Genomic DNA, 25,784 nt, shown 5'->3' with positions numbered 1-25,784 from the left:
TAATTTTAAACAACTATATTGGGATAACTTATGTCTCAGTTAATTTTAAGTGTGCAATCAAACCATCAGCACCTTGTTCAATTAAATCAAGTACATACTCAAAGCCACGTTTGCCACCGTAATAGGGATCGGGCACTTCACTTTCTTCGGCTGTACTAAAACTTAAAAATAATGCCAATTTTTGTTGATACTCAGAAGGGCAAATAGCGGTTAAATTAGATAGGTTTTCTTTATCCATAGCCAAAATATAATCAAAATACACAAAATCTTGCTCTGTGACTTTTCGGCATTTTATCCCGTCAAATTGATAACCTCGTTCTATGGCAACGGCTTGTGAGCGTTTATCAGGTGCAGCTCCATCGTGGTAACCCGCAGTGCCAGCTGAATCTATCTCTAGATCTATTCCATTTTCCGAGGCCTTTTTAATCAGTACCGCTTCGGCACTAGGTGAACGACAAATATTTCCTAAACATACTAGTAGTACACGGGGGCGGTAACCAGACATGTGATCCCTCTGCAATGAGTCGGTAAAAGAACTTGGCTATGCAAACTATTCTAACTAGCTATAATTGTGCGTCTAGTAGTAAAACGGATTAATTTTAAAAATGTCTCAATTAAAACAGCTTTTAATGTTAAGTAGTTCAAGAAAAGCCGACGAAGATTTCTTACAGCATGCCATTCCCCTTATAGACACGCATTTAGCCGGCATTACCAAACTTGTGTTTATTCCTTATGCTGGTGTTTCTATAAGTTGGGATGACTATACCCAAAAAGTACAAAATGCTTTACCTCAGTATCAGGTGCAAGGCATTCATCAATTTACCGATGCCAAACAGGCCATCCAGCAAGCTCAAGCTATTTTGGTAGGAGGCGGCAATACTTTTAACCTGCTGAATCAACTATACCAACAAGAGTTAATCAAGGATATTCAGACTAAAGTGAACCAAGGTACAGCTTATATTGGCTGGAGCGCTGGCTCTAATATCTGTGGCAACAGTATAAGAACCACTAACGATATGCCTATTATTCAACCTCCTAGCTTTGATGCGTTAAATTTGGTGCCATTTCAACTCAACCCACATTACACAGATTATCAACCACCAGGACACAATGGTGAAACTCGCGCACAGCGCATCCAAGAGTTTTGTATTTTGAATCCAGATATGCCGGTAGTAGGCATTCGTGAAGGTAGCGCTTTGTTAGTTCAAGGGAATAAGTTAAGCCTTATTGGGGATTTAACCGGGGTAGTCTTTCAAGGAACTAAGCAGTTAAGTCTGCAACCCAACCAAGATTTGAGTGAATATCTATAACATTTTAAAACTCAACTTAACCGTCAACATTCGCGCCACAGATGGGCTTTTAGGCCCATCTATTAATTGTTAGTTATACATCTTAATACCTATGTATTGTCATTTTTATATCCCCAAATCCAGAAATAGATTTTAATCCGCGCACTTAAGCAAAACTGCTTTAGAAAACCTTAAATCAAAAAAATTTTATTTCGAGAAAATTGATCATGTTGAAAATCGTAAACACCGCAATTTCACTAGCTTTAATGTCTAGTTTACCTTTAGCTTTTGCCCAAGCAGAAGTGAGTGATGCTCTGCAAAATATATGCACTATTGTAAAAGCTGACGACAAAGCAGAGCTACGCCAAAAGATGAAGCGTGTTCAATCAGACTACAAGCTAAGCTTAAAAGATTATTATTCTGGTATTACTTGTGGTGGTAACAGTTTAATTCGCACTGCTATGTTAAGTAATGCAGTAGAAACAGGCACCTTAATGGTGAAAAAAATGCCTAAGGGTGATTTAAGCTCACCAGAACAAGACGGTAAAACAGTGATAGCTTGGGCTCAAGAAAAAGGCTTAGCTGACTCCCCCATTCTTGCTGCTCTAAAAAGCAGAATATAATTTTATCTATAAAATTAAAAACGGCCTGTATTTAGGCCGTTTGGTTTTTAATCCAAGTCTTGGGCATGGGCACTGTCTAATAAATTAGCGTCCAGCTTTTTATTGCTCTGAACCCCTAACTTACGAAACTGTTCAACTTGGCGAATTAAATTGCCTTTACCGCTAGATAATTTGTTCATGGCGGCATCAAAATGTTTTTGTCCAGAATCAATGCTTTTACCTAACTTATCCATGTCGGCAATAAAGCCATGAAATTTGTCGTAGAGTTTGGCGGCATTTTCTGCAATTTTTTGTGCGTTTTGATTTTGGTATTCGTATTGCCATATATTGTTAATAGTTCGTAAGGCTACCAACAAGTTAGTCGGACTCACCAACATAATATTGTGGTCGAAAGCTAACTTCATTAACTCTGGCGCCTGATCTGCGGCCAGCAAAAAGGCTGATTCAATGGGAATAAACATTAACACATAGTCTAAGGTGCGAATGCCTTTTAAATCTTGGTAGTCTTTTTTGCCTAATTCTTTTATATGGCTGCGGATTGAATTGATATGCTCTTTTAAATGCACGGCGCGCGCGAGTTCATCATCGTGTTCATTAAAATAGCGTTCGTAGGCGGCCAAAGACACTTTAGAGTCAATCACCACATCTTTGTCGTTGGGTAAGTGCACCACTACATCAGGTTGAAAGCTTTTTCCTTGCTCATTTTTTAATGGCACTTGAGTGTCGAACTCATGCCCTTCACGCAAACCAGATTCTTTTAATACGCGCTCTAGTACCACTTCACCCCAATTACCTTGGGCTTTGTTGTCGCCTTTTAGTGCTTTGGTTAAGGCTGCGGCGTCGTGCGTTATTTGTTGATTTAATTCTTTTAGGCCTAAAATTTCAGTCTTTAAAGAGGCGCGCTCTTGGCCTTCTTTTACATATTGATCTGAAACTTGTTTTTTAAAGCCTTCTATTTGTTCTTTTAACGGAGTTAAAATTGAATCCAGCCCAGCTTTACTGGTTTGGCTAAACTTCTCTTGTTTTTGTTCAAATATTTTATTGGCAAGGTTTTCGAATTGGTCTTGTAGTCTTTTCTCAGCGGCTTCTAATAATTGTAATTTATCTTGGCTGGCAATTTGTTCTTGTTCAAAACGTGCAGCTTGAGCTTCTAACTGAGTGCGTAAATTCCCCGCTTCTTTATTGCTGTTTTGGTATTGAGTCTGCCAATAATTTTTTTCGTGTTCGAGCTCACTTATTCTGGCCACTTGTTGGGTTAATTGCCCCAGCTTGTTTTGCGTTTCCATTCGCTCGGCTTGGGCTAATTTTTGTTCTTGAGTTAGGGCATCTAAACTCGCCTCTTGTTGGGCTATGCGTTCTTTTAGTTGGTTTTCTTGTTGGGCAAAAATAAGATGATTTTGGTCTATTTGTTGCTGGGCGGCCTGCTTGGCTTTTCTAGCCATAAAAATAGTACCCAGAAAAATGCCAATAATTAGTGCAACAAATAAACAGGTTAGAATAAAGGGGTCATTCAATTGACTCATACTAATAGATTCTTCTATACCAAATATTAAAAAAAGCGGCGAAGTCTTTGTTTCTTCGCCGCTCGTGAGTGTTAGCGGTTAGTCTTTTTGCATGTCAGCAATTTTGACTTTCCAAATAGCTGGGCCCGTTTCGTGGGCATTAGCTCCTGTGCTATCAACTGCTACAGTCACTGGCATATCTTTCACGTCAAACTCATAAATTGCTTCCATACCTAAATCTTCAAAAGCCACTACTTTGGCCTTTTTAATTGCTTTAGAAACCAAATATGCCGCACCGCCCACAGCCATTAAATAAACAGACTTATGTTTAGCAATGCTAGCAACAGTTGCGGGGCCACGCTCAGCTTTACCTATCATACCGCTGATACCGGTTTGCTCTAGCATCATGTCAGTAAACTTATCCATGCGTGTGGCAGTAGTTGGGCCTGCAGGACCTACGGCTTCATCTCTAACCGCATCGACTGGGCCTACGTAGTAAATAAATTTATTATTAAAATCGACCCCTTCTGGTAAACCTTCACCATTGGCTAGCATAGTTTGAATGCGCTTATGCGCCGCATCACGGCCAGTTAACATTTTGCCCGACAATAATAAGGTTTCGCCCACTTTCCAATCTTGAATGTCTTCTTTCGTCACTGAGTTTAGGTCAACTCTGCGCGTGCTTTCGCCTACTTCCCAAGTTACTTTTGGCCAATCTTCTAATTTAGGCGGAGTAAACTCGGCAGCACCTGAGCCATCTAAATAAAAATGGGCATGGCGAGTAGCAGCACAATTGGGGATCATAGCAACAGGCTTAGAAGCAGCATGTGTTGGTAAAGACTTAATTTTAATGTCTACTACTGTGGTTAACCCACCTAAACCTTGTGCGCCTATACCTAAGTCGTTTACTTTCTTAAAAATATCTAAACGTAATTTTTCTTCAGTGGTCTGAGCGCCTCTGTCCATTAGCTCTTGAATATCCACAGGATCCATTAAGCTTTCTTTGGCTAATACAGCGGCTTTTTCTGCTGTACCACCAATGCCTATGCCTAACATGCCAGGTGGACACCACCCTGCCCCCATAGTGGGTAAGGTTTTGACTACCCATTCAGCAATATCATCACTAGGATTAAGCATTACCATCTTAGATTTATTTTCTGAACCACCACCTTTAGCCGCTATCATCACTTCGATTTTATCACCGGGTACAGTATCTATATGCACTACTGCTGGCGTATTATCTTTGGTATTAATGCGCTTACCTGCAGGATCAGCAACTATTGATGCACGTAATGGATTATCTGGATTTAAATAGGCACGTCTGGTTCCTTCGTCTACCATTTGTTGCACAGTTAAATCGGTTTTATCCCATTGCACGCCCATACCAATTTTAACAAAACAGGTTACAATACCTGTGTCTTGGCACAATGGACGTTTACCTTCAGCAGACATTCTTGAGTTAATTAAGATTTGTGCCATGGCATCTTTTGCCGCTTGGCTTTGCTCTTTGTTGTAGGCTTTTTCTACTGCCTTTATGTAATCTAAAGGGTGGTAATAAGAAATAAACTGAAGTGACTCTTCAATACTATCGATAAAATCCTGCTGACGAATAACAGCCATAGTTGCCTCTTATATTTTTTAAAATGAATACTATGCTGACTATGATAACCTGAACCGGTTTATTGCTCCACGACATTTCAGCCCAGCATCAAGACATTTAGCCACTAGCTCTTTATTTTTAAGGTTTGTAAAAGTTTTTATCATGTATAGCTCAAAATACCACCTCGCCATAGACACCCTTGACTTACCAAAGCACACCCCAATTACCGATATTTTCGCTCATTATGCGCAACAAGAATGGGCTATGTTACTCGACTCAGCAGACAGTAAACATCAAGACGGGCGCTTTGACATTTTGGTAGCAGATCCCATTGCCACAGTTACCACTAAGGGCAAAAATAGTGTAGTTTGGACAAAATCAAATAATCAACAAACAAACAACCAACAAAACCCACTAAAACTGGTTCAAGACTTGCTTCATAAATGCATGGATAAATCACAGTGTAGTCAATTATCTTCTTTGCCATTACCATTTAAAGTTGGTGCTTTAGGTATGTTTGGATACGATTTAGGCAAAGTATTTGAAGCCCTACCAGATAAAAATCTGGATCATTATAGTGCACCCGATATGGCTGTAGGTATTTATGCTTGGAGTCTCATTAAAGATAATCATCAGCAGCGGTTTTACCTTTGTTATCTGCAAGAATATGCGCATCCAAGCGCAAAAGACATACAAAACTTGTTGGATAAGCCTGCGCTTACTCAGGGCTTTAGTTTGACTAGCGACTGGCAAGCCAATATGAGCCAAGACCAATACAACCAAAAAATGAGCCGAATTTCGCATTATTTACAGGCTGGAGATTGTTATCAAATTAACTTGGCTCAACGCTTTACTGCTGATTATCAAGGCAATGAATGGCAGGCCTATCAAATGTTGCGAGAAGCCAATAAAGCGCCTTTTTCTGCTTTTATTCGGTTAAAAGATGCCACCCTACTGAGTATTTCCCCAGAACGCTTTATTTCTGTAGATCAAGACAACCAGGTACAAACTAAACCCATTAAAGGCACGCGCCCTAGGCACACAGATGCCAGCCTTGATCAGGCCCAAATCGAAGCCTTAAAACAGGCAGAAAAAGATCAGGCCGAAAACTTGATGATAGTAGATTTGCTAAGAAACGATTTAAGCAAACATTGCCAAGCTGGAACGGTAGAAGTGCCAGCTTTATTTGAAGTAGAAAGTTTTGCTGCGGTACACCATTTAGTCAGTACTATTACCGCCACCTTACCTCGTGAAAGTCATGCCCTAGATTTATTGCAAGGTGCCTTTCCTGGCGGCTCTATTACCGGTGCGCCTAAGATAAGAGCCATGCAAATTATTGACGAATTAGAGCCTAATAATCGTAATATTTATTGCGGTAGCATAGGCTATATGAGTGCAATGGGCGATATGGATACCAGTATTTGTATTCGTACCTTACTCTGTGAAACAGATCAGCTTCCCAAAAAACTACACTGCTGGGCTGGCGGTGGCATAGTGCTTGATTCTGATCCAGAGGCTGAATATCAGGAATCTTTAGACAAAGTGTCTAAAATATTGCCTATATTAAATCCCAAGCAAACAGATATTGAACTAGGTTAACACTCTATGGATAAAGCGGCGTTTCTAAATCAATTTCACCATGCTAGACAAATTAGCAAAGTGGCAGATTTTCCGTTACGAGAAGCGGGAAAACCCGCCGCTGTATTAATGCCTATTTTAGAGTACAACGAAGAACTCACTGTGTTGTTTACTGTTCGTTCCAAGCAATTAAAGCATCACGCTGGGCAAGTGAGCTTTCCTGGGGGTAAACAAGAGCCAGAAGATAAATCCCTTATCGACACTGCCTTACGAGAAACCCAAGAAGAAGTGGGAGTGGCGCCAATAGACGTTGAAATCATTGGCAATTTACCTCTATATCGCACTGTTACTCGTTATGAGGTTTTGCCATACATAGGATTTATTTCGGCCCCAATAAAATTACAACTGGATAAAAATGAGGTAGACAGCACCTTTGAAGTCCCTCTTAGTTTTTTGTTAGACAAAAACAACCACTATATTCATTGGGTTAAGCGCAAAAATGGGCATTTTCCTGTTTACTTTATCCCTTGGAAACAACATCACATTTGGGGGGCCACGGCAGCCTTTGTTCGCAACTTATCTAATCACTTTTAAGTGGCTTTGTATAAAGCTATCTTTACACAGTTAAGCCTAAGCTAAGTTCCCATGCCTATTGTGCTGTAGCCACTAAACCCGCACAATTCACCTCATTATTTTTATCTCTATGGATCAGCGACTATGATCAGCGTTTTTGATATGTTTAGTATTGGCATTGGGCCGTCGAGCTCTCACACAGTGGGCCCTATGCGTGCCGCAAAAGCATTTTGCGAGCAATTAATCGAACAAGCTTTGTTTGAGCAAACAGACGAAATTAAAGTGGAATTATTTGGCTCACTAGGCCAAACAGGTAAAGGCCATGGCACAGGTAAAGCGGTCATTTTAGGTCTGTTAGGCTATGCCCCAGAAACCATTGATAGCTCAATAGTTGATGGATTGTTAGTGCAAGTCAGAGAGCAACAACAATTAAACTTAAATGGTCAGAAAGTCATTCGCTTTCCGGATGAAAACGCCATTGTATTCCACAGACGAAAATCATTAAAACAACATGCAAACGGTATGACTATTCATGCCTTGTCTAAAAATGAATGTATTAGTTCGCAAACCTACTTTTCTATTGGTGGGGGATTTATCATTCGTGAACAAGACTTTGAAGATGAAAAAGTCGCTGCCCTTATCCATGAAGAGCAGCCCGTGCCTTTTAACTTCAGCAGTGCTGCACAACTTTTAGAAATGTGTAAAGAAAACGGCTTATGCATTAGTTCTTTAATGATGAAAAACGAACAAGTATTTCAGCCCAAAGAACAAATTATCGACAAGCTTTGGCATATTTGGCAGGTCATGTATAAAAGTGTAGAAACAGGTATTGAGTCAGAAGGTATTTTGCCTGGCGGCCTAAAAGTGACACGACGCGCACCCGCCTTGTATCGCCGTTTGCAAAGTGAACAATCTGCCGATCCTATGGTGGCCATGGATTGGGTAAACTTATTTGCATTAGCGGTTAATGAAGAAAACGCCGCTGGCGGTACTGTAGTAACAGCCCCAACTAATGGTGCAGCTGGCATCATTCCAGCTGTATTGTGTTACTTCAATAAGTTTGTAAAACCGGTTAATAAAGAGATTGTTAGTCGATATTTATTAACTGCCGCAGCAATAGGCATTTTATATAAAAAGAACGCCTCGATATCTGGTGCCGAAGTTGGATGCCAAGGCGAAGTGGGTGTTGCCTGCTCTATGGCTGCGGGGGCGCTTACAGAAATAGTAGGCGGTTCGGTGGACGCGGTAGAAAATGCCGCCGAAATAGGCATGGAACATAACCTTGGATTAACCTGCGATCCGGTAGGTGGACTAGTGCAAGTGCCTTGTATTGAGCGAAATGCTATGGGCGCAATCAAGGCCATCAATGCCTCGCGCCTGGCCTTACGCGGCACGGGTCAACACAAAGTTTCTTTAGATAAAGTCATTAAAACCATGTGGGATACAGGTAATGATATGAAGTCTAAATATAAAGAAACCGCCCGTGGTGGATTAGCGGTAAATATAATTGAGTGTTAGTTAAAGCAGCTAAGCTTTAATAAATCAGGTACTTAACTTGGTTTAGTGAGGCAAAGTCAACTGTTAGTAAGTTAACAAAAAACGGCGATAGGCATTGAGACTATCGCCGTTTTTTTTCATTTTAACTCGCTATTTAAACTGCCTAGCTTCTTAATACAAAGGTTCTTACTTTCTAATCAACTAACTGATATTGATCCGTTAAAATCTCAATAATTTCAGCTTTTGGATCTTTGCTAAGGAATATTTTTTGCCCGGTAATTTTTTCTGCTATAGACACATAGGTATCAGATAATTGCTTAAATGCCTCAGCAGGCAGAGCATTATCTTCAGCTAAAGCCAAACGTTCTTGCATACGATTTTTATTTAATAAAATATCTGGGTCAGGAAAATAATTAAGCAACATTTGACGAAAACTCTCTTTAGAATTTTCCACTACTTGCCCGTCTTTATAAGCTTGTTTATCCCAAATACGTGATGAGTCAGGGGTACCCACTTCATCCATATAAATGAGTTTTTGATTGCCGGATAAATCTTTGACGTAACCAAATTCAAACTTAGTATCGACAAATATTTGCCCCTGTTGGTCTAACGCTTGGCTGATCAGATTAAAACCTTCACGCAGTAACTTTTCGTAATATTGCACATCATCGGGATGCGAAAAATTAAAGGCCTTATAGTGCTCAACAATATCCTGACGACTTATGTTTACATCATCGGCTTCAGGTACATTGGGTATGCCTTTAAGGATCCCTTTAGTCGAAGGCGTCATTAATAATTCAGATAACTTACCGTCTTGTTTTAAACCTTCTTCTAACTCAATGCCACAAAAGTTGCGCTCGCCGTTTTGGTAGGCTCGCCACATAGAGCCTGTGATGTATTGACGGCAGATAGCTTCTATCATCACTGGTTTGGCTTTTTGTACTATCCACACTAAAGGATGAGGAATATCTAAAATATGACTGTCAGCTAAACCATGTTGTTTAAATAAGCTAAACCAATGATTTGAAATAGCATTTAATGCAGCACCTTTACCAGGTACGCCGTTTAGGCCCCCTTCGCCATGCCAAATACAATCAAATGCAGAAATGCGATCGCTAATAACCATTATGGCAAGAGGAGTATCTGCTGGTACTGGATAATTTTTCTGTTGGATCAGCCTTTGGCTATCTTGTTCAGTTAACCAATAGACTGAGCGAACTTTACCACTATGAACCGGTAAGTGACTGCGAATGGGTAAATCATTATTGACTGCTAAAATTGAATCTGCAATTGACATACCTTGCCAACTCCTTGCTGTGCTACTTGCCGAGAGAAAGGGCGACTTCTGCTTGCCTACACAAACAGAAGTCTTAATGGATTAAATATCTAAGTCGTCTGCCGCCATAGTGCGGCTAAATGTAGCAAATAAATCTGTTAACTTATCTACTGCAAATGCTTGGCTTTCTTCGTTCAAAAGAGTCACTGAGGTGTTTTCACCAGCCGAGGCTACTTTAATTCGATATTCTTTAGTATCTAACTTAAGGGCATCTTCACTGCTAGAGAATAAGCTACTCCACCACCCTTCTTGGGCGCCATTATACTTAACAAATAACAAACCATTAGATTTGTCGTAATCTTTAACATCAAAACCTAACTTACGTAAAACTAATAATAATCTAGGCCAAGTCACATCATAGTCAGCCTTGACTACAAAAGCTGCTTCACCATCGGCGTCAAAACCTAGCTCCATAGGCAGACCTTGACGAATTTGGCGGTAACGTTTTACGTCTGCCACTTTTAATTCAAACTCATAGTTTTTGACTACTTGATTTAAAAATTCAACTTCGTTACGTCTAGTGTCTTTTGCTTGAGTAATCTCTTGACTGTCAGCGCTGGCTTTTTCTTTATAATCTACCAATTTAGCGCTTAAACCAGCCGTTCTACCATGTGGTTTTTTATCTAGCCTAAATTCAAAACGTTGACCTACTTTGCGTTCAGACTTATTAATGGTGTACCACTTATTACTTTTGGCTTCATCTTGCATGATCCAATCGGTTAATAAACGCTGGTTGTCTTTATCAAACTCATGAATGCCAATGCCTTCTTTTTCTAGAAAACGGATTAAAGAATTCCAGATTGCAGTATCAAGAGGCTGACTGTCGTCTACTTGGTCAAACCATACTTTAGGCGCTTTAGACCCTTCTTCTACATGTGAACCCGCCACTACAGGTAATACCAATGAAGGAGATAACACACTTAAATTTTTGCCCACTTTGTCTTTTGGCGCCTCTGGGCTAATTTGTGGTAATTTGTACGCATCGTTAAATTTTGGCGTATCTACCCCTTCTGGGATTTTAATTTTCTGCCCGGGTTGCTCTTGAACATATTTAAACGAGCCACTGGCTAATTCTCTTTCTTCTATTGAACTACAGGCCGCCAATAGAGTACCTATTGCTATGCCAACGAATTGAAGTTTTAGGGTCATGCTATCTCCTTAAGATAATACGCCAGAACTGCGCATGACTTGTTCGATATAATTTTGACTAGCAAGTTCCGATTCAACTAAAGGTAATCGTAGAAAAGCCGAACTGGTTAATCCCATTTTAAATAAAGCCCATTTAGGCAACACAGGATTAGGCTCAATAAATAACCCTGTGTGTAATTCAGCAATTTGCTGATTAATTTTACTGGCTAAAGCAAAGTCTTTGTTTCGACTAGCTTTGCACATGTCCGCCATCTGTTTTGGCGCAATATTCGCAGTAACAGATATAACTCCATGCCCACCTTTTGCTAAAAACTCACAGCTAGTTTGATCGTCGCCACTTAACATTAAAAAGTCAGGGCCAACTAATTTTTGCGTTTCAAGCAAACGCTCAATATCACCTGTGGCGTCTTTTAGTCCAACAATTTTGGGATGTTTAGCCAATTCAGCAACGGTTTCAGGCAGCATATCAGCCACAGTTCTGCTTGGTACATTATATAAAATCACCGGCAAATCTGTGGCATCTGCTACGGCATGAAAATGCGCTATCATGCCTTTTTGCTGAGGTTTGTTGTAATAAGGCACCACACTTAAAAAACCCTTAATCCCTGTTTCGGCCATTTCTTGACTTAAGAAAATCGCTTCATCAGTAGAGTTAGCGCCACTTCCAGCAACAATTGGGATCTTACCTTGGGCATATTCAACGGTTTTAGATACCACCTCAATATGCTCTTCAAAAGGTAAGGTAGCAGATTCACCTGTGGTACCAACAGACACTATGCCGTCTGAGCCATTTTCGATATGAAACTCAACAAGTTTCTTTAACGAAGAATAATCTACTTGTCCATTTTCATACATTGGCGTAATCAGCGCCACATAACTACCAGTAAACATGCTTTCTCCCAAAAAATAAGCGCCTAATGGTAAAGATCTGGCCTGTTAAAAACAAGCACTGAATAACGCTATTTAAGGATTAGAATTGAAACTCAATCCTGCTTACGGCTATCATGTAATACATATCTATTCTAAACCAAGCAATTTGATTAAAAATGCCGCAACAATTAATAGTAACAATATTAGGTCAAGACCAATTAGGCGTGCTTAGCACCTTAGCTGACACTGTGTCTGGCGTGGGCTGCAACATATTAGATAGTCGTCAAGCGGTGTACGGTCAGGACTTTTCATTGACCATGATTATTGAAGGCAGCCAAAGTGCTATTGCCCAAGCAGAATGCTTATTACCGCAAACTTGTCATAAACATAATTTATTATCTATGATGAAACGCACTAAGCAACATTGTAAACAAAACCTTGAACATCTAGCTGATGTCATCATTGTTGGTAAAAGTGCCCCTGGTGCTATCGATCAAATCACCGCATTTTTCAGTCAAAGACACATTTCTGTCAGCGCATTTAGGCTTAAGTTTGTAGAGCTGCAAGAAAACAGTACCGAACAAAAACAAATGAAATGTAAGATGGTGATTTCGATACCCCATCAATTAGAAGTGTCAGAAATTGAAAGCGCCTTACAAAAACTTCTCGAGCCGTTAAAGTTACAAGGCACGATTAAACCAAACCATTAGGTTTTGCTAGCCAAATTTATTCTAAACATAAAAGGTTTATCACCATGCAAATGTTACAAGCTGGCGATCCAGCGCCAAAATTCACCTTGCCAGATCAAGATAACCAAGCGGTGTCTTTATCTGACTATTTAGGTAAAAAAGTATTAGTGTATTTTTACCCCAAAGCCATGACACCAGGCTGCACTGTGCAAGCACAAAATTTAAGAGACAGTCAGGATGCATTAACCCAAGCCAATGTAGTAGTGTTTGGCGTGAGTCCTGATCCAGTCAAAAGGTTGCCTAAGTTCATCGAAAAAGAGCAACTCAATTTCACTTTATTATCAGATGAAGATCATGCCCTAGCCGACCAGTTTGGTGTGTGGGGACCTAAAAAGTTTATGGGTAAAGAGTACGACGGTATTCACAGAATTAGCTTTTTAATTGATGAACAAGGCAATATCGAAAAGGTCTTTGATAAATTTAAAACCAAAGACCACCATACAGTAGTGTTAGATTATTTAACTAATGCCTAAACCGCTTTGCCTAAGCCAGTCTAAGGCTGGTTTAGGCTGGCTCTTGAACATCAACAGGGTTCGACCACGCATTGGCGACCGCTTTAACCAAGGTCGCTAATGGAATAGCAAAAAACACTCCCCAGAATCCCCATAAACCACCAAAAAACAGTACGGCAATAATGATATATACAGGATGTAAGCTGACTGCTTCTGAAAACAATATAGGCACCAACACGTTTCCATCTAATGCTTGAATCACTGCATAAGCTATCAATAGATACCAAAACTCTGGTGTGACTCCCCATTGAAATAACGCCACTATCGCCACAGGTATAGTGACCACTGCAGCACCTATATAAGGAATTAATACCGAAAAGCCTACCAAGACGCCTAGAAGCAGCGCATAACGCAGATCCATAAAGGCAAAAGTTAACGCTGAAACTGTACCCACTATGACTATTTCTATGACTTTTCCGCGAATATAATTGGCTATTTGTACATTCATTTCAGTGCCAACTTGTTTGATCAATCTGCGCTCTGTGGGCAACAATGCCGAGATGTTTTCCACTAACATGGATTTATCTTTAAGCATAAAAAACACCATTAACGGCACCAGTATCATATAGATCAGTAAAGCACCAATGCCGCCAAGTGAACTGACAGATGCAGATAATAATTGTTCAACTAACACCACTACCCTTTGATTTAGGCTATCTAATACATCTTGAATTTGGGTTAATTGAATCAGATCGGGATAGTTTTCTGGCAAGGTAAGCAACCATACTTGCCCCGAATCCCATATTTGTGGAATTTCTCTAATAAGATTGATACTTTGCTGCGCAACGACTGGCACCACACCAACAAATGTGAATATTGAGATACTGATAAAGCCAAATAATACTAACGCAGTGCTGGCGGCTCTAGAAAACCCACGGTTTGATAATTGCGATACAGGCCAGTCCAACAAATAAGCTATGACTGCCGCCACTAGTACAGGCATTAAAATTTTGCCCCACATCGCCAACAATATAAAACTAAACAATATAAGCAGCAGTAGCATTAACGAATCCGGATCGGAAAACTTGCGCTTATACCAACGTTCAAAAACGTTTAACATGAATATTCCTTGTTCTATTTAGCTGTGCTCAGAAAAAGAGTCTGTGCTTTAAAGCTTCATTATCGCATAAGCGATAGGTTAATATAACGCTCAGCACTAACCAAAGGGGTAATTTTTTGCAACAAAATTGGTCAATAGAATATATGGATGTAAAATCCATTATTCAACTAAAGAAAACCCTAACACTAGGCCAAGTTCCTGATGACTTTAATATAGTTGCAAACAAATTAAAGGAATTAGAAGGCACCTTTACCGATGGTTTTGCCAATAATATTACTTACCTATTAAACCCACAGAATTGGCAATTAAAAAATTGTATTAATGGCAAACCTCAGGTTGTATTGGTGCAACAAATCACTCCTTATGCTTTTGATTTACATTGTTTTCCGCTTATAAACCATGAAATTCAAGCTATGGTAAAAGATTACCACCCTAAATCAGGTTTTAAGGAATTTAATCCTGCTAGCATAGGTCCTATAGTTAGGATCCCTAAATTAAGTGAACTTATTGAACTTTATATTCGTTGCCCCGATGACGCAGATCTAGCATTATTAAAATATGCCCACATGCTTATACAGCAAACTATTGAATTAATAGAACAAAGATTAGAGGTAGTGGAAATCCGTGGTTTATCTATACAAAAAGTGGCGACAGACATTCAACAGCAAATACCCCAAAATCAAATGGGTTAACTGGCTTCAATTGAACTAATGCTATGAGTCGCGCTCAATACTAAACACCCAGTGTTGAACCGCTAATTTTTTTGCAAAATGACCTAAAAAGAAACACCCAAATAATGAATAAAGCTTTAATACGCACATGCATTTTAATCTTAACCTTAGCTATTCCTCAGTGGATCAGTGCGGCGAATAAAAAAAACGATTTACCAGAAATTGGGGTGGTTGCCTCTAGTGCCATTACCCTAGATAAAGAAGTGATTATTGGTGACGCCTTTATGCGTCAAATGCGAGGCCAAGCGCCACTAGTAAACGATCCCTTGTTAGACGAATACATTCAAGATATTGGCAACCGCTTAGTTGCCCAAGCAGATAATGTTAAGTTTCCGTATAAATTTTTTATCATTAACAATTCTGAAATTAACGCCTTTGCGTTTTTTGGTGGGCATATTGGTATTCACACTGGTCTCATATTAAACGCTAAAAATGAATCTGAGTTAGCCTCTGTTTTAGCTCACGAAATTAGCCACGTGACACAAAGACACATAGCCAGACGCATAGAAGCTCAACAAAAATCTTCACCTTTACAAATTGCCAGTTTATTGGGTGGCATATTGTTAGCTGTAGCAAACCCTGAAGCGGGTATGGCGGCAATTTCAGTTACCAATGCAGCTTCAGCCCAGTCTTCTATCAATTACACTAGACAAAACGAAAAAGAAGCTGATCGTGTAGGGATAAGCATATTAGCTCAAGCAGGATTTGACCCAAATGGCGCCAGTAGCTTTTTTTCGACCTTAACAGAAAAAAGTCGTCTTAAATCTAGCCCAATGGCTTTTTTATTAACTCACCCCTTGCCTGAATCTCGGGTAGCCGACGCGCGCACCAGAGCCGCTACTTATGCAGTAAGAAACATTCCAGAGAGTTTACCTTTTCATCTAGCTAAAGCCCGGGTAACGGCCAGATATTATGGAAACCCTAAGAATAACATTGCCTATTTTAGTGCGCAGTTAGACAACCAAAGTTATGTGTTTAAACAAGCGGCTGAATACGGTTTGGCGATTTCACATTTTGAAAACGAAGCCTATCAAGCGGCAAACACTATCATTCAGAAACTTTTAGCCAGAGATCCAGATAATTTATTTTATCTAGATCTTTACACAGACATTGCAATGCAAATCGATCAAGCACAACAAGCTATTGAAAGGTTATCTGCTCACATAGTGCATACCCCTCATAACCCAGTGTTAACCTTAAATTTGGCCAATATTTTAATTAAAAATAATCAAATAGAGCGAGCCATTGCATTATTAAAAGATTATTTGCTAGTTAATCCAGAGAACATGCTGGCCTATCAGTTGTTGTCTGATGCGTATAGAAACAGTCAACAGTCGTTAGAAATGCATCAGGTAAAAGCTGAAATTTATGCCTTAGTGGCGGCCTACCCCAGAGCGATTGATGAGTTACATACGGCTTATAATTTTGCCAATGATCGCAAAATCGAAAAGCAACGGATTAGAGCCCGAATTGAACAATTTAGAACCGCGCAAGAAAGATTACAAACTCTTTAATTGCTGCAATGTCAGGTATAATTTGTCGGCACTGAGTTCACCTTTTAACTGCTTTATCACCTGCCCTTGCGGATTTAAAATATAAGTAGTGGGTAAAGTAGCTGGGGGTTGTTGCCAAGGCATAGAGTCAAACTCAGTGATAATAGGAAAAGCAATTTGGTACTTTTGTTGTAGCTCAACTAACTTAGGCTTAGGTAACTTATCAAAATTAACCGCAAACACTTCAACCTGTTGTTTATGCTGCTGGTAGAAATGGTTTAACTCTGGAATTTCGCGAAGACAAGGGGCACACCATTCTGCAAAATAGTTCACCACTGTCCACTTTTGTTGTTTATTTTGCCAATTAAGCTGTTGCTCATCTAGGGTTTTAAAATCACTACTTAGGCTTTGATGCACAAACACACCGGCTAAAATAGCTACTACAGCAAGAACAAAAATCCACAACTTTTGCAAAATAAACCGCTCCTTTTAACGCTTAGTTTCATAACAATTTTAATTGTCGGTAGAATACAGGTAAAATTAAATTAAACCGAGTAAAAGTGAAGTCAACCTTATGTCAGATATAACCATTTTACACAACCCAAGATGCTCTAAAAGCCGTCAAACCTTAGCCTTACTGAATGAGCGTGGAATTGAGCCTCAAGTGTCTTTATATTTAACCACTCCCCCAGATGAAGCTCAACTGCGTGCCATCATCACTCAGTTAGGTTTAAGCTCGCCTCGTGATTTAATGAGAAAAGGTGAAAGCGAATATAAAGAGCAAAATTTGGCTGACCCAAGCTTATCGGAACAAGCCTTAATTGAAGCTATGTTAAACACTCCAAAACTGATTGAAAGACCTATAGTGTTAGCCAACGGAAAAGCCGCTATTGGCCGTCCTCCTGAAGCAGTTTTGGATATTTTATGAGCCAAGCTGTACTGATTTTATATTACAGTAAACATGGTGGTACGCAAAAGTTAGCCAATGCCATAGCAATGGGAGTAGAACAAGCTGGCTTAGAAGCCAAACTACGCACAGTGCCAGAAGTGAGTGACAATATTTCTCAGTCTCAAGCGGCTGTACCAGCCACAGGCGATCCGTACGTAAGCCTAGAAGATTTAGCCGATTGCAGCGGCTTAGCATTGGGCAGTCCTACTCGTTTTGGCAACATGGCCGCCCCGCTTAAATATTTCTTAGATACCACTAGCGCTCAATGGTTAGCCGGCGCTTTAGAAAACAAACCAGCTTGTGTGTTTACTTCAACCTCTAGTATGCATGGTGGTCAAGAAAGTACTTTGTTATCCATGATGCTGCCGCTACTACATCATGGCATGCTGATCTCTGGATTGCCCTATTCAAATCCTCAACTGCATACCACTACCACAGGTGGTACACCTTATGGGGTAAGCCATTTAGCCAGCAAAGTAAGCGCCGGTAAATTAAGTGAAGCAGAATTTCAATTAGCCATAGAACAAGGCAAACGTTTGGCTGATTTAGCCAAAAAACTGAGTAATTAATATGACTTTTAATACGGTATTTTTTAAGAAACTTAGCTTGGTGAGTTATGTTTTATTGATCTTATGGCTACTAGTTTGGCACTTTTTACTTACCCCAGATAAACCAACCTCTACCCTATTTACCTTATTGTTTTGGGTACTGCCAATATTATTGCCAATAAAAGGTTTATTCCAAGGCAAACCCTATACCTATGCGTGGACCAATTTTATTGTCATGTATTACTTGTTACATGGATTAACAGCTGTTTATGCGGTTGAAGGTGAAAGGTTATTTGCACTGGTTGAAATCATACTTTGTTGTATGTTGTTCACTGGCTGTAGTTTTTATGCTCGTCTTAGAGGTCGTGAGTTAGGTTTAGGAGTAGGAAAATTAAAAGACGAACTGCTCGCCGAAAAACAGGCCTTTGAAGGAGCTAAAGGCCAATCAGACAACTAATCAGCTTGGCGTATCGTTGCCTAAAATTGATTTAACAAAGGGAATGGTGAGCTTTCTTTGCTGTTGTAAAGATTGCTCATCTAAAATATCTAATGACGCTATTAAGGCTGGCATGTCTCTGCGCCAATGATTAACTAAGTATTTAGCTACTTCTTTGGGCATATGTAGCCCTCTGTGCTGAGCTTTAACAATTAAGGCTTGCTGTCTTTGTTCATCTGTTAATGAGTGCAACTGAAAGTTTGTTCCCCATAACAATCTCGACACTAGGTCTGCTAATTCTAGATTTAGCTTGGCTGGCGGTTGATTGCCTGTTATCACTAAGCAACTGGTGTCATGTTCTTTGACTCGGTTTATTAAATCAAAAACCGCCACTTGCCATTCTGGCTCGCCAGTTAAATGTTGAATATCATCTAAGCAAATTAACGGATAATGCTCCAGCCCTTGCAGTACCTCTGGAGTTAGATTACTTTTTTCATTGAAACTTAAATACACGCAAATTTGCCCATTATTTTGAGCTTGTTGGCAGGCGGCATACAATAAATGACTTTTACCTAATCCCTGCTCGGCAAAAAGGTAAGTTAACCAGTTATGTTTACGCTGTGATGGCTGGCTATTTAATAAGTTTTTTACATGGTTAAGCGCTTGTGCATTTTGACCCGCAATAAAACTACTAAATGAACCCGTTTCTTTTAGTGCAACGGGTAAAGACAGCTGACTACTTACTTGACCCAAAAGAACTGCAACTCCCCAATAGGTTGTCCAAAATCATCCACTACAGGTTTAATTTGATTATCTAAACTTAAAGCGTTTTGCAAATTTTCAACCTCACCTAACAAATCTAGCGCGAAAATAGCCTGGTTACCCTGTTGCTTAACTAAAGTTGCACTAGTGACCACACTTAGATTTTCTAACATGGTTAACGCCTGTTGATACAGAGTTAACGAGTTTATATTGTTAATCACTATTTCTACTTTTTGTCTATTTTGATTGTTTTGATCTAGATCTATGGCATATTTTGCCGCCAATTGGTCGGCCAAGATATCAACCATAATTTTCGCTAAAGCTAATAAGCTTTGTTGCTGAATTTTGCCAGACAAAATACTAGATGCTTCAAACATAGTCCAATCAGCTGTCCACTCGGGTAACGCAACGCTGCTGGTTTGCCCTTCTTCAGTGTTTGTTATTGATGCTTGGCTAGGATATACCCTAAGAGATAAAATAGAGCTCACATCATATCTTTCGCTTGCTAGTTTGATGGGGCGACTAAATTCTCCCCAAATATCATATACATCTAAATTTTGAAGATCGTCAATGTCCCAAAGAGGAAAGATAAGTCGAATGCCTCGGGTTTTAGCGACATCACTAAATTGCTGATAAATTTCGGCATAATCTGCCACCCGTGCGATTTTTTTATTGTCTTGCATACTTGGTTGTATCGCCATCCACACTAAAGTGTCGGGACGACGTTTATCCCAAATAGGAAAGTTTGCATCACGAATCGCGGCATCGACCCTAGTCTGATCAAAATTTATCACCACAAATAATTGTGCTGCTTCAATATCATATCGATATGAACGTACATATGGCTTTGGATTATTTATCATGCGTTTAATATCCGCATGCTTTAGCAGGTCTGGGTTGCCTCTCACTTTAACTAACACAGCTCTGAGTGCTACAGAAAAAGCCTGTTGCTGAGTTCGCTCTGATTGATCTTCTACCGCAATTTTAGCTTGATAGAGATCATCAATAATGGACGCTTGCACACTAGACATACAACTTAAGCAAAGAAAAATGCATAGCTTAACCACAATCAAACGCATGAATGGCATTGGGATCCATTCTCCTTTTAAAAATTTAACCTCAGAACAATTAATCTCTATTGTCTTTTATTTACCGACAAAATTCATCAATTGTTTGTAATTCTATAAAAGTCGTTAACTCTCGTTGGTAATAGCGCATCAAGCTGTTAAAATCGTCGCTCTTTTTTGCGGCCATCTTGAGGAAAGTTCGTGAGCGATAAAAATTCATCATTAAGTTACAAAGACGCTGGGGTTGATATAGACGCAGGAAACCAGTTAGTTGAAAGAATTAAATCGGTCACTAAAAAAACCCACCGACCAGAAGTAAAAGGCGGGTTAGGCGGATTTGGTGCCCTGTGCTCTTTACCTGAAAAATACAAAAAACCTTTATTAGTATCTGGTACTGATGGTGTAGGTACCAAACTTAGACTGGCCATGGATCTTAAAAAACACGATGGCATAGGCATAGATTTAGTGGCTATGTGCGTAAACGATCTTATTGTTCAAGGGGCTGAGCCGCTGTTTTTCCTCGACTATTACGCTACTGGAAAACTCAATGTAGACACAGCCACAGAAGTGGTTACTGGAATTGGCAAAGGTTGTGAATTATCGGGTTGTGCCTTAATTGGCGGTGAAACGGCTGAAATGCCAGGCATGTATCATGGTGAAGATTACGACGTGGCAGGCTTTTGTGTTGGTGTAGTAGAAGCTGATGACGTAATAGATGGTTCTAAAGTAGCGCCTGGTGATACCTTAATTGCGTTAGCTTCTTCCGGTCCTCATTCCAATGGATTTTCATTGATCCGAAAAATCATTGAAGTATCAAATAGCGATCCGACCCAAGCTTTTGAAGGCAAAACCTTAGCTGATTACCTACTCGAACCCACGCGTATCTATGTTAAATCTGTTTTACAACTATTAGAGCAAATTGAAGTTCATGCCATTTCGCACATTACTGGCGGCGGATTTTGGGAAAACATCCCCAGAGTATTGCCTGCTAATACTAAAGCCGTGATAGATGGGTCAAGTTGGCAATGGCCAGCTATTTTTAATTGGCTACAAGAAAACGGCAATGTCACAACGCACGAAATGTACCGAACTTTTAACTGTGGTGTGGGTCTTATCATTGCCCTACCCCATGAGAAAGCAGAACAAGCGGTGAAAATTCTAAATGAACTTGGTGAAACCGCCTGGAAAATTGGTCACATTGAAACCAGTGACACAGAGCAACAAGTTGAGATCAAATAAGTGACTCAGCCAGTGTTAACAAAATCCATAGTGGTACTGGTATCTGGTAATGGCTCGAATCTTCAAGCCATTATCGACCAGATAAAGCAGGGTAAAATTCAGGGTGAGATCCGCGCTGTTATTGCGAATAATCCAAATGCTTACGGACTAGAGCGCGCTAAAAATGCAGGCATACCTGCGATAGTGCTAGATCATAAGCTAACAGCTAGTCGTGATGAATATGATGCACAGCTGATGGCTAAAATTGACGAATTTAGTCCAGATTTAATAGTGTTAGCGGGTTTCATGCGGATCCTTACCCCACAATTTGTAAGCCATTATTTAGGAAAAGTACTAAACATTCATCCATCGCTATTGCCCAAATATAAAGGCTTAGATACCCACAATAGAGCCATAGCAGCAGGCGATACTGAGCATGGGGCGTCGGTTCATTTTGTCACCCCTGAATTAGATGGTGGTCCGGTGATTTTGCAGTCCAAAGTGCCAATTTTTGCCGACCAAGAAGTAGACGAACTGATTGAGCGAGTGCAACAACAAGAACGTCAAATGTATCCCTTAGTGATAAAATGGTTTTGTGAAGACCGTCTAAAGATGGTACAAAACAAAGCGGTATTAGATGACGAGATATTAAATGATAAAGGTTATGCTTTTGGTTAAATCAGTAGTTTTATCAGCAGTACTATTTCTAAGCTTAGCTTGGGCAAACCCCAATAAAGCTTTAGCCGATTCTATGCAATTAACCGCATTTGATGCCGAATACATTTTTTATCGATTTGGACGAAGCTTAGGCCAAGCTAAATTAAGTTTACAGCCTGAGCAAAACAACCAGTACAGGTTAGACTATTACTCTAAAGTCTCGGCGTTTTTCTTATCTGACATTCGCTCTGAAACCAGTATTTTTACCCTTCAGAAAAATCAACTTCAGCCACAAACCTATGCTTATAGCCGCAGTGGAACAGGCTCAGACAAAAGCACAAAAATTGAATTTGATGCTAACAATTCACAAATTATTATTAATCAGGGTCAACCCATTAATTGGGCAGGACAGCTAGACAATCAACTTTATCGGTTAGATATTCAACTAAAATTAGCCAGCGGCAAAAAGACCTTTAGTTACGATATTATTAATAATAGAGGCGAGTTACGCCACTACGACCTAGAAGTTGTAGGTAAAGAGCAGCTTGACCTACCCTATGGTTTAGTTGAAGCCATAAAAGTTAAAATCATTCGTAACAACTCCTCGCGCGAAACCCTAGTTTGGTTTTCTCCTAGCCTAAATTACCAATTAGTTAAACTAAAACAATATAAAGACGGTGATGAACAAGGTGAGTTAAGACTACGTAAATTTACCCTTGGCGACACAAGTAAAAAACAAAAAGTCACTCAATAAAAAACATCTCTTCTATACTTGATGGGTAATTATCAGTATTGCTTATCAACCCATTTATTAAGATAAGCCTCTGAATTAAGGCAACAAAATTCACCACTAAAACAGTTGATACCCTTGCTTTTTTCGAGGCAAGCTTATACTGTTAAGAGCGTGGTCAGACCTCTAGTAACCGGAGTACATATGCAAGTTTTAATTTGGTGTATTTATCTATTTGCGGCTTTAGGCGCCGTTAGTTATTTTAGAATGAAATTATTTAATGCCACTGTGGCGATGTTTTGTTTACTGGTAATAGGCAGCATCTTAGACATAGTGGGTGAATTAACTTGGTTGCTATTTTTAGTCGTGGCCCTGCCATTAAATATAGAATCTATTCGTAAACAGTATTTAAGCGAACCTATGCTTAAAATGTTTAAAGCCATAATGCCAGAAATGTCTAGCACCGAAAAAGAAGCCATTGATGCCGGTACAGTCTGGTGGGATGGCGAAATTTTTAGTGGCAACCCTAATTGGCAAACCTTACACAATATTCCTAAAGCTCGATTAAGTGCAGAAGAACAAGCGTTTTTAGACGGGCCAGTTGAAGAAGTTTGCAAAATGTGTGACGACTGGGAGGTCACACACAAAAACGCTGACTTAAGCAAAGAAGTATGGCAATACTTAAAAGATAATAAATTTTTTGCCATGATCATTAAAAAAGAATATGGCGGCTTAGACTTTTCTGCCTATGCCCAATCTCGCGTATTACAAAAGCTGTCTAGCGTAAGTGCAGTTTTGTCTACCACTGTAGGGGTGCCTAACTCATTAGGTCCAGGGGAACTACTGCAACATTATGGTACCCCCGAACAACAAAAACATTATTTGCCTAGGCTGGCTGTAGGTGATGAAATTCCTTGTTTTGCCCTAACAGGACCAGAAGCAGGCTCTGATGCAGGTTCATTACCCGACACCGGTATTGTTTGTAAAGGCCAATGGCAAGGTGAAGAAGTGATAGGCATGCGCCTAACTTTTGATAAGCGTTATATTACCTTAGCGCCTGTTGCTACTGTTATTGGTTTAGCATTTAAAATGTACGATCCTGAAGGATTATTGGGTGAAGAACAAGAATTAGGCATTACTTGTGCACTTTTACCACGAGATACTGAAGGTCTAGAAATTGGCAACCGCCACTTCCCACTTAATGTGCCTTTTCAAAATGGTCCCATTCGAGGCAAAGATATTTTTGTGCCATTAGACTTCATCATTGGTGGTGAAACTATGATTGGTCAAGGCTGGCGCATGTTAGTTGAATGTTTGTCAGTTGGGCGAGTCATTACTCTACCTTCAACTTCTGCAGGTGGAGCCAAGAGTATTGCCCTAGCCACAGGTGCCTATGCAAGAATTCGTCGGCAATTTAAAATGCCCATAGGCAAAATGGAAGGCATTGAAGAAATGCTGGCCCGAATTGGTGGCAATGCTTACTTGATGGACGCAGTTACCTCATTTTCTACTAAAGGCGTTGATTTAGGGGAAAAACCTTCGGTTATTTCAGCTATATGTAAATATCATCTCACCGAAAAAATGCGCGAAATTATTAGCGACTCAATGGACGTGCATGGGGGTAAAGGCATAATGTTGGGGCCAAATAATTATTTAGGTCGAGCCTATCAAGGGGCCCCCATTGCCATTACGGTTGAAGGTGCAAATATTTTAACCCGTAATATGATGATATACGGTCAAGGCGCCATGCGTTGCCACCCTTATGTGTTATCAGAACTATTGGCAGCCAGTCACCCTGATCAAGAACAAGGGCTAGAGCAATTTGATCAAGCAGTCTTTGGACACATTGGTTTTGCCGTAAGTAACTTTTTTAGAAGCTTATGGTTTTCCTGCACAGGTGCACGTTTAACCAATGCGCCTTTTACTGATGAAACTGCGCAATACTACCGCTCTATGCAAAGGTATAGCGCTAATTTAGCCTTTCTTTCTGATGTGTCTATGGCGGTTTTAGGTGGTGAGTTAAAACGCCGAGAAAGAATTTCGGCCCGTTTAGGCGACCTACTTAGCTACTTATATTTAGCCTCTTGTGTGCTAAAACGCTTTGATGATGAAGGACGCAAAACGGTAGATTTACCTTTTGTACATTGGGCTATGCAAGATTGTTTGTATAAATTAGAAGAAGCCTTAGAAAACTTATTAGATAACTTCCCTAACAAGCTTTTGGGTAAAAGTCTAAAATTGGTGATCATGCCGTTAGGTAAGGCCTATAAAAAGCCTTCAGATGAATTAGAACATCAAGTCGCGCATATATTACAAACGCCGTCTGAAGCTCGTAGCCGTCTAGGAGAAGGGCAATTTATTCCTACCGATGGAGATAGTTTGATGGGCGATCTTGAACTAACTCTTAAACAAATCATTGCTGCCGAGCCTTTGTATAACAAGGTTTGTAAAGCAGCAAAAGAATACCTGCCTTTCACTCAGCTTAATGAAGTGGCGGCTAAAGGTATTGAGCTAGGTGTATTAGATCAAGCCCAGGCTGATATTTTGATTGAAGCCGAAAAGGGCCGATTAAGAGCCATCAATGTAGATGACTTTGCACACAGTGAATTAGTGCAACAAGTTGAAAAGCCCAAAGCTAAAGCCAAACGTAAGCCTAAAGCCACCAAAGCGGCTTAAAGCTAGCAGCAATAAAAAAGCCCTGTTTATGAAGTGACCCCCAATAGTTGGACATACCAATTACTGGGGGTTTTATGTCTGCATACAGTAGAGAGTTCAAACTAGAAGTAGCAACGCAAGCCAACACCAAAGGTTCGCGTCTGCTTTCAAAACAATTCAACGTCAGTTCAAGGCAAATT

26 protein-coding genes are annotated in these 25,784 nt (G+C 40.0%); 16 read left to right on the top strand and 10 right to left on the bottom strand.

Going from position 1 to position 25,784, the window contains the following annotated elements; all coding sequences use genetic code 11:
* Positions 1 to 28: 28 nt before the first annotated feature.
* Positions 29 to 505 carry a low molecular weight protein-tyrosine-phosphatase gene (locus ACVCDT_RS05215; protein ID WP_447131707.1) on the bottom strand — a complete coding sequence of 159 codons (477 nt, stop codon included), beginning with the start codon at positions 503 to 505 and terminating at the stop codon, positions 29 to 31.
* A 100-nt stretch (positions 506 to 605) separates the two neighbouring features.
* Here ACVCDT_RS05215 and pepE point away from each other — a divergent pair, with 100 nt between their 5' ends.
* Together pepE and ACVCDT_RS05205 are read left to right on the top strand one after the other, a co-directional pair.
* Positions 606 to 1,310, top strand: coding sequence for a dipeptidase PepE (gene pepE / locus ACVCDT_RS05210; RefSeq protein WP_447131706.1), 705 nt, complete (start codon positions 606 to 608; stop codon positions 1,308 to 1,310).
* 206 nt (positions 1,311 to 1,516) lie between these two features.
* On the top strand, positions 1,517 to 1,912 hold the full coding sequence (locus ACVCDT_RS05205) for a DUF3718 domain-containing protein (protein WP_447131705.1): 396 nt from the start codon (positions 1,517 to 1,519) through the stop codon (positions 1,910 to 1,912).
* 47 nt (positions 1,913 to 1,959) lie between these two features.
* Here ACVCDT_RS05205 and rmuC read toward each other — a convergent pair whose 3' ends face one another.
* Both rmuC and ACVCDT_RS05195 read right to left on the bottom strand, forming a co-directional pair.
* Positions 1,960 to 3,435 carry a DNA recombination protein RmuC gene (rmuC, locus tag ACVCDT_RS05200; protein ID WP_447131704.1) on the bottom strand — a complete coding sequence of 492 codons (1,476 nt, stop codon included), beginning with the start codon at positions 3,433 to 3,435 and terminating at the stop codon, positions 1,960 to 1,962.
* A 78-nt stretch (positions 3,436 to 3,513) separates the two neighbouring features.
* Entirely contained in the window at positions 3,514 to 5,034 is a 1,521-nt protein-coding gene (locus tag ACVCDT_RS05195; protein ID WP_447131703.1) for a fumarate hydratase, read from the bottom strand.
* A 142-nt stretch (positions 5,035 to 5,176) separates the two neighbouring features.
* Between ACVCDT_RS05195 and pabB the strand changes: the two genes are divergently transcribed.
* The 3 genes from pabB to ACVCDT_RS05180 all read left to right on the top strand — a co-directional run bounded on the left by pabB (position 5,177) and on the right by ACVCDT_RS05180 (position 8,683).
* A complete protein-coding gene (gene pabB / locus ACVCDT_RS05190) occupies positions 5,177 to 6,613 on the top strand; it encodes an aminodeoxychorismate synthase component I (protein WP_447131702.1) in 1,437 nt (478 codons plus the stop codon).
* A 6-nt stretch (positions 6,614 to 6,619) separates the two neighbouring features.
* Positions 6,620 to 7,186 carry a CoA pyrophosphatase gene (locus ACVCDT_RS05185; protein WP_447131701.1) on the top strand — a complete coding sequence of 189 codons (567 nt, stop codon included), beginning with the start codon at positions 6,620 to 6,622 and terminating at the stop codon, positions 7,184 to 7,186.
* Positions 7,187 to 7,309: 123 nt separating this feature from the next.
* Positions 7,310 to 8,683: an L-serine ammonia-lyase gene (locus ACVCDT_RS05180; RefSeq protein ID WP_447131700.1), complete on the top strand. Its 1,374-nt coding sequence runs from the start codon at positions 7,310 to 7,312 to the stop codon at positions 8,681 to 8,683.
* Between the two features lie 172 nt (positions 8,684 to 8,855).
* Here the strand turns inward: ACVCDT_RS05180 and ACVCDT_RS05175 are convergent, their stop codons facing one another.
* From ACVCDT_RS05175 to dapA, 3 genes are all read right to left on the bottom strand, one after another.
* On the bottom strand, positions 8,856 to 9,959 hold the full coding sequence (locus ACVCDT_RS05175) for a phosphoribosylaminoimidazolesuccinocarboxamide synthase (protein ID WP_447131699.1): 1,104 nt from the start codon (positions 9,957 to 9,959) through the stop codon (positions 8,856 to 8,858).
* 81 nt (positions 9,960 to 10,040) lie between these two features.
* Entirely contained in the window at positions 10,041 to 11,147 is a 1,107-nt protein-coding gene (gene bamC / locus ACVCDT_RS05170) for an NlpB/DapX family lipoprotein (protein WP_447131698.1), read from the bottom strand.
* Between the two features lie 9 nt (positions 11,148 to 11,156).
* Entirely contained in the window at positions 11,157 to 12,038 is an 882-nt protein-coding gene (gene dapA, locus ACVCDT_RS05165) for a 4-hydroxy-tetrahydrodipicolinate synthase (RefSeq protein WP_447131697.1), read from the bottom strand.
* Between the two features lie 155 nt (positions 12,039 to 12,193).
* On the opposite strand from dapA, the gene ACVCDT_RS05160 reads away from it, so the two are divergent.
* Together ACVCDT_RS05160 and bcp are read left to right on the top strand one after the other, a co-directional pair.
* Positions 12,194 to 12,727, top strand: coding sequence for a glycine cleavage system transcriptional repressor (locus ACVCDT_RS05160; protein WP_447131696.1), 534 nt, complete (start codon positions 12,194 to 12,196; stop codon positions 12,725 to 12,727).
* A gap of 44 nt (positions 12,728 to 12,771) precedes the next feature.
* Positions 12,772 to 13,239, top strand: coding sequence for a thioredoxin-dependent thiol peroxidase (bcp, locus tag ACVCDT_RS05155; RefSeq protein ID WP_447131695.1), 468 nt, complete (start codon positions 12,772 to 12,774; stop codon positions 13,237 to 13,239).
* A gap of 31 nt (positions 13,240 to 13,270) precedes the next feature.
* Here the strand turns inward: bcp and ACVCDT_RS05150 are convergent, their stop codons facing one another.
* Positions 13,271 to 14,338: an AI-2E family transporter gene (locus ACVCDT_RS05150; RefSeq protein ID WP_447131694.1), complete on the bottom strand. Its 1,068-nt coding sequence runs from the start codon at positions 14,336 to 14,338 to the stop codon at positions 13,271 to 13,273.
* A gap of 116 nt (positions 14,339 to 14,454) precedes the next feature.
* Here ACVCDT_RS05150 and ACVCDT_RS05145 point away from each other — a divergent pair, with 116 nt between their 5' ends.
* Positions 14,455 to 15,030: a hypothetical protein gene (locus ACVCDT_RS05145; protein WP_447131693.1), complete on the top strand. Its 576-nt coding sequence runs from the start codon at positions 14,455 to 14,457 to the stop codon at positions 15,028 to 15,030.
* A gap of 104 nt (positions 15,031 to 15,134) precedes the next feature.
* Positions 15,135 to 16,583: a beta-barrel assembly-enhancing protease gene (bepA, locus tag ACVCDT_RS05140; protein WP_447131692.1), complete on the top strand. Its 1,449-nt coding sequence runs from the start codon at positions 15,135 to 15,137 to the stop codon at positions 16,581 to 16,583.
* Here bepA and ACVCDT_RS05135 read toward each other — a convergent pair.
* Entirely contained in the window at positions 16,569 to 17,036 is a 468-nt protein-coding gene (locus tag ACVCDT_RS05135; protein WP_447131691.1) for a TlpA family protein disulfide reductase, read from the bottom strand. The two genes, bepA and ACVCDT_RS05135, sit on opposite strands and share 15 nt — an antisense overlap.
* Positions 17,037 to 17,136: 100 nt before the next feature.
* Between ACVCDT_RS05135 and arsC the strand changes: the two genes are divergently transcribed.
* The 3 genes from arsC to ACVCDT_RS05120 are packed head-to-tail and all read left to right on the top strand — an operon-like array spanning position 17,137 to position 18,516.
* Positions 17,137 to 17,490, top strand: coding sequence for an arsenate reductase (glutaredoxin) (arsC, locus tag ACVCDT_RS05130; protein WP_447131690.1), 354 nt, complete (start codon positions 17,137 to 17,139; stop codon positions 17,488 to 17,490).
* The gene (wrbA, locus tag ACVCDT_RS05125) at positions 17,487 to 18,080 is read left to right on the top strand and encodes an NAD(P)H:quinone oxidoreductase (protein ID WP_447131689.1); all 594 of its coding nucleotides are present in this window, start codon (positions 17,487 to 17,489) and stop codon (positions 18,078 to 18,080) included. The genes arsC and wrbA overlap by 4 nt, the downstream gene beginning before the upstream one ends.
* A gap of 1 nt (position 18,081) precedes the next feature.
* Positions 18,082 to 18,516, top strand: coding sequence for a DUF2069 domain-containing protein (locus ACVCDT_RS05120; RefSeq protein WP_447131688.1), 435 nt, complete (start codon positions 18,082 to 18,084; stop codon positions 18,514 to 18,516).
* Here ACVCDT_RS05120 and hda read toward each other — a convergent pair whose 3' ends face one another.
* Entirely contained in the window at positions 18,517 to 19,248 is a 732-nt protein-coding gene (gene hda / locus ACVCDT_RS05115; protein WP_447131687.1) for a DnaA regulatory inactivator Hda, read from the bottom strand.
* Positions 19,236 to 20,288, bottom strand: a complete 1,053-nt coding sequence (locus ACVCDT_RS05110) for a DUF2066 domain-containing protein (protein WP_447131686.1) — start codon at positions 20,286 to 20,288, stop codon at positions 19,236 to 19,238. The genes hda and ACVCDT_RS05110 overlap by 13 nt, the downstream gene beginning before the upstream one ends.
* A 237-nt stretch (positions 20,289 to 20,525) precedes the next feature.
* Here ACVCDT_RS05110 and purM point away from each other — a divergent pair, with 237 nt between their 5' ends.
* The 4 genes from purM to fadE all read left to right on the top strand — a co-directional run bounded on the left by purM (position 20,526) and on the right by fadE (position 25,605).
* Positions 20,526 to 21,563, top strand: coding sequence for a phosphoribosylformylglycinamidine cyclo-ligase (purM, locus tag ACVCDT_RS05105; protein ID WP_447131685.1), 1,038 nt, complete (start codon positions 20,526 to 20,528; stop codon positions 21,561 to 21,563).
* A 12-nt stretch (positions 21,564 to 21,575) separates the two neighbouring features.
* Complete coding sequence (gene purN / locus ACVCDT_RS05100) at positions 21,576 to 22,220, top strand: phosphoribosylglycinamide formyltransferase (RefSeq protein WP_447131684.1); 645 nt, start codon at positions 21,576 to 21,578, stop codon at positions 22,218 to 22,220.
* Positions 22,207 to 22,953: a DUF3108 domain-containing protein gene (locus ACVCDT_RS05095; protein WP_447132015.1), complete on the top strand. Its 747-nt coding sequence runs from the start codon at positions 22,207 to 22,209 to the stop codon at positions 22,951 to 22,953. Before purN ends, ACVCDT_RS05095 begins: the two co-directional genes overlap by 14 nt.
* A 180-nt stretch (positions 22,954 to 23,133) precedes the next feature.
* Positions 23,134 to 25,605: an acyl-CoA dehydrogenase FadE gene (fadE, locus tag ACVCDT_RS05090; RefSeq protein WP_447131683.1), complete on the top strand. Its 2,472-nt coding sequence runs from the start codon at positions 23,134 to 23,136 to the stop codon at positions 25,603 to 25,605.
* Positions 25,606 to 25,784: the final 179 nt, after the last annotated feature.

The sequence above is a fragment of the Paraglaciecola aestuariivivens genome, assembly GCF_052983255.1.
Note: the sequence above shows the minus strand (reverse complement) of the source record. Positions and strands in the feature narration are given on the sequence as shown.